At 71.5% G+C, this 4,618-nt stretch carries 5 protein-coding genes; 4 read left to right on the forward strand and 1 reads right to left on the reverse strand.

Annotated features, from left to right (window positions below; genetic code table 11):
- The 4 genes from VFE05_00270 to VFE05_00285 all read left to right on the forward strand — a co-directional run.
- The coding region (locus tag VFE05_00270) for an ATP-binding protein (GenBank protein HET6228475.1) at positions 1-1,726 on the forward strand (1,726 nt) is incomplete at its 5' end.
- 293 nt (positions 1,727-2,019) lie between these two features.
- Positions 2,020-2,979, forward strand: a complete 960-nt coding sequence (locus VFE05_00275) for a DUF5996 family protein (GenBank protein ID HET6228476.1) — start codon at positions 2,020-2,022, stop codon at positions 2,977-2,979.
- A gap of 243 nt (positions 2,980-3,222) precedes the next feature.
- Positions 3,223-3,678, forward strand: a complete 456-nt coding sequence (locus VFE05_00280; protein HET6228477.1) for a hypothetical protein — start codon at positions 3,223-3,225, stop codon at positions 3,676-3,678.
- Positions 3,679-3,685: 7 nt separating this feature from the next.
- Positions 3,686-3,913 carry an addiction module protein gene (locus tag VFE05_00285; GenBank protein ID HET6228478.1) on the forward strand — a complete coding sequence of 76 codons (228 nt, stop codon included), beginning with the start codon at positions 3,686-3,688 and terminating at the stop codon, positions 3,911-3,913.
- A gap of 348 nt (positions 3,914-4,261) precedes the next feature.
- Here the strand turns inward: VFE05_00285 and VFE05_00290 are convergent, their stop codons facing one another.
- Positions 4,262-4,567, reverse strand: a complete 306-nt coding sequence (locus VFE05_00290; protein ID HET6228479.1) for a hypothetical protein — start codon at positions 4,565-4,567, stop codon at positions 4,262-4,264.
- Between the last annotated feature and the right edge of the window lie 51 nt (positions 4,568-4,618).

Genomic DNA, 4,618 nt, shown 5'->3' on the forward strand with positions numbered 1-4,618 from the left:
GATCGAGGAGGTGCAGGTGCTGAACGAGGACCTGCACCGCACCAACGACGAGCTGCACGCCGCCAGCCGCGGCGCCGAGGCCGCCCGCGCCGCCGCCGAGCAGGCCGAGCGCGACGTGCGCGCCATCCTCGCCAGCATCCCCGACCCGTTCGTGATCACCGACGCCCAGTGGCGCTGGCGCTACGTGAACGAGCCCGCCGCCGGCATCTTCAGCCGCGCGGGCCACGACCCGCGGGGCCTCGTGGGGCGGGTGATGTGGGACGAGTACCCGGACCTGGTGGGCACGCGCTACGAGGTGGAGATGACGCGCGCCGTGCGGGAGGGCGTGCCCGTCACCTTCGAGGAGTTCTATCCCAAGGCGGGCACCTGGGCCGAGATCCGCTGCTTCCCGCTGCCCGACGGCGGCCTCGCCACCGCCTGGCGCGACGTCACCGCCCGCAAGCGCGCCGACGAGGCGCGGCACTACCTGGGCGAGGCCAGCGCCATCCTGGCCTCTTCGCTGGACTACGAGGCCACGCTCAAGGCCCTGGCGCGCCTCGTCGTGCCCCGCCTGGCCGACTGGTGCGTCGTTCACGTGGTGGACGACGACGGCTCGCTGCGGCAGATCGCCGTGGGGCACGTGGACCCCGCGAAGGCGGAGTGGGCGGCGGAGATGGACCGGCGCTACCCTCCGCTGCCGGACGCGCAGACGGGCATCCCCCAGGTCGTTCGCACGGGGCGGCCCGAGCTGTACCCGGAGGTCACCGACGAGATGCTCCAGGCCGGCGCGCGCGACGCCGGGCACCTGGCCGTCGTGCGGGCGCTGGGGCTGGCGTCGGCCATCGTGGTGCCCCTCGCGTCGGGCGAGCGGGTGCTGGGCGCCATGTCGCTCTTCGCCGCGCAGTCGGGGCGGCGCTACGGGCAGCCGGACCTGGAGATGGCGTCCGAGCTGGGCCGCCGCGCGGGCACCGCGGTCGACAACGCGCGCCTCCACGCCGACGCCCTGCGCGCCCGCGCCGCCGCCGAGGAGGCCGCCGCCGAGGCCGTGGCCGCCAACCGCGCCAAGGCCGAGTTCCTGGCCATGATGAGCCACGAGCTGCGCACCCCGCTAAACGCCATCGGCGGGTACGCGCAGATCATCGAGATGGGCGTGCACGGCCCCGTCACCGACGCGCAGGCCGAGGACCTGGCCCGCATCCAGCGCTCGCAGCACCACCTGCTGTCGCTCATCAACGACGTGCTCAACTTCGCCAAGATCGAGGCCGGGCGCGTGCAGTACCACATCGAGCGCGTTCCGGTGCACGAGCTTCTGGGCAACCTGGAGCCGCTCGTCGCGCCGCAGCTCGCCGCGCGCGAGCTGCGCTACGAGTACGCGGGCGCGGACCCGTCGCTCGCCGTGAGCGCCGACGCGGAGAAGGTGCGGCAGGTGCTGCTCAACCTGCTCTCCAACGCCATCAAGTTCACCGGCGCCGGCGGCACCGTCTCCGTGTCCGTGCGCGCGACGGGCGAGACCGTGGAGGTGCAGGTGCGCGACAGCGGCGCCGGCATTCCCGCGGACAAGCTGGAGACCGTCTTCGAGCCCTTCGTGCAGCTCTCGCGCGGCCTCACCAGCAACGTCGAGGGCACCGGTCTGGGCCTCTCCATCAGCCGGGATCTGGCGCGCTCCATGGCGGGCGACCTCTCCGTCTCCAGCGTCCCCGGCGAAGGCTCCGTCTTCACGCTGACCCTCCCGCGCGCCACGAATTGACCCCCGCGCCGCATCGGCCGCCTCGCGCTCATCCGAGGGTGGTTCGACGGACGGCGCCGATGACTGCGGTTCGGTGGATCACGGGCGATGGACAGCCGTTTCGGTGGATGGCGGGCGACGAACCGGCGGGGAGATGGACGCGAGGGATCGAAAGCCGGCGGGGTCGGGAGATGTGCATCTACCGATCACGGGTGATGGAGACGCGGCGATGCGATCCACCGAGGCGTGATGATGGTGCGGATGCGCGAGCGAGGGTGCGGGAGGTCCTTTTATCCACAGGCGAAAGGCGGGCGATGAGCGAGCAGCTGCTGCGGGAGCCGGAGGAGGCGGGGGAGTGGCCCGCGCTGCCGCTGGCGGAGTGGCAGGACACGCGCGACACGCTGCACATGTGGACGCAGGTCGTGGGCAAGATCCGGCTGGCGCAGGCGCCCGCCGTCAACCACTGGTGGCACACGCCGCTCTACGTGACCTCGCGCGGCCTCACCACCTCGCCCGTCCCGTACGGCGGCCGCAGCTTCCAGATCGACTTCGACTTCATCGACCACGCGCTGCGCATCCACGGCAGCCACGGCGCCATCCGCACCGTCGCGCTGCGGCCGCGCTCGGTGGCAGACTTCTACGGCGAGGTGATGGCGAAGCTGGGCGAGTGCGGCTTCCACGTGCGCATCTGGACGCGGCCGGTGGAGGTGGAGAACGCCATCCCGTTCGAGCGCGACGAGCAGCACGCCTCGTACGACCCGGCCGCCGCCACGCGCTTCTGGCGCGCGCTGTCGCACGCGGACCGGGTGCTCCAGCGCTTCCGCGCGGAGTTCATCGGCAAGAGCAGCCCCGTGCACTTCTTCTGGGGCAGCTTCGACCTGGCGGTCACGCGCTTCTCCGGCCGGCGCGCCCCGCAGCACCCCGGCGGCATCCCCAACCTGGGCGACTGGGTGGCGCGCGAGGCGTACTCGCACGAGGTGAGCAGCGTGGGCTGGTGGCCGGGCGGGCCGGGAATGCCCGAGCCCGTCTTCTACGCCTATGCCTACCCCGAGCCGCCGGGCTACGCGGAGGTCCGCGTCCGTCCCGCCGAAGCCCGCTACGACGCCACCCTCCGCGAGTTCGTCTACCCGTACGAGGCCGCGCGCCGCTCGCCCGATCCCGACGCCGCCGTGCTCGACTTCTGCCGCAGCACGTACGACGCCTCCGCCGACCTCTCCAAGTGGGACCGCGCCTCGCTCGACCGCGGCGGCGCGAACGCCGGCCCGCTGCCCTGACGCCTCCCGGCTTCGGGCGAGGTGGCGGCGCTCGATGGATCGGAGGCCGGTACGAAGCGGTGGATTCTCATCGCCCGCAATGACTTTGGGCGTTCGGTGGATGCGTGGCGGGTGGCCACGCGCGGCGCTGACAGGGCGCGGGACCAACGATGAAGGTGCGTACCGGCACTTGCGCTGGTCCGCGGTTTGAACAGATGTTTTGCTCCCGCATCTCGTATCAGACACCCGCTGGAGCACCGCCGCATGCCCGGACACTTGCAGGACGAGATCCGCATCTCCAAGCCGATGTCCCCGGCGCTGGAGACGCTGCTGAACGTGAACCGCACCGCCCGGTTCCTCACCGCGTGGACCGAGAAGGTGCTGGAGCCGGTGGAGCTTCGCATCGACGAGTACAACGTGATGCGCATCCTGCGCGGCGCCGGCGCCCAGGGCCATGCCCGGCACGACATCGAGGAGCGGATGGTCCACGAGCCCGACCGGCTGCTCGCCATCCTTCACCGCCTGCGCACCCGCGGGCTCATCGAAGGCACCATCCGCCACGCGATCACCGCGCAGGGCCTGGCGACCCTCGCCTCCATCGACGCAGACCTGGACCGCGCCATCGAGGAGCGCATCGGCTGGATCGACGCCGCCAGCCTCCGCACCACCATCTCCGTCCTCGAACGCATTCGCTCCGGCCCCGAGGGCGAGGCGGAGTGAGTTGTGTGTGACTTCCCGCGCCGAGACGAACGAGGAAACCATGGATGAAAACTCGTCATCCGACCCGCTGCGGGACAGCATCGAGACCGACACTCCGCACGATCCGGAGCCGGTGCCGCTGAACGAACGGCAGATGCAGGAGCTTCGTCGCCGCTCCGAGGCTTACCGCCGGAACCCCGCCTCCGCCGTCCCGCTCGACGACGTGCTCGAACGCATCGAACGCTCTCCGGGGTGAACCTCTCCCGCTCCGCCGGGGTGCGGATGCGCCTCCGGCTCCCGGCGGCAGGCCACGGAGGTGCCCGTCGTGCCGTCGTTGCCGCGGGTTCACCCGCCAGGCGCCGCCGCCGGGCAACCTCCGGCAAGCGCGACAACGATCTCGGGTGAACAGAAACGGGCGGGCAGCCTCCTCGGAAGCTGCCCGCCCGTCGTTCATCTACCGACCTGGATCCGCACTACTCGCTCATCGCAGCCAGCCCCATACGCTGATTTGGTGCGGATCGACCGAGGCACCGCTCGCCCGTCACATCGTCCGGATCGAGCAGGGTGGCCGTCTCGTGCCAGGCAGCAATGACCCGAGCCTCGATCAGCAGATGGCGCCTACTGCCGTGCACTCGGGGTAGCGGCAGCTTTCGCCGTCGCCGCAGGTGTAGGCGCCGGCGCAGGTGTAGTAGGCGTAGCACGTGGCGGTGCCACACCCGGCGCTCGCGCAGTACTGGCTGTCGCAGCCGCCATGCGCGCCGCCGCAGCCGGTGTCCACGCCGCAGCTCTGGCACTCGTCGGTAAACGGACCGGACTCGTGCGCGTGCACCGTTCCGACGTCCTGCCTCGTCACGGCCGGCGCGAACGTCTCGACCACCAGATCGTCCACGGCGAGCTTCAGCTTCTTCATCGTTCGTCCTCCGGGAGGGATGGATAAAGATGGTGCGGAGGCGAACGCTCC

This window comes from Longimicrobiaceae bacterium, from assembly GCA_035696245.1.
GTDB lineage: Bacteria > Gemmatimonadota > Gemmatimonadetes > Longimicrobiales > Longimicrobiaceae > DASRQW01.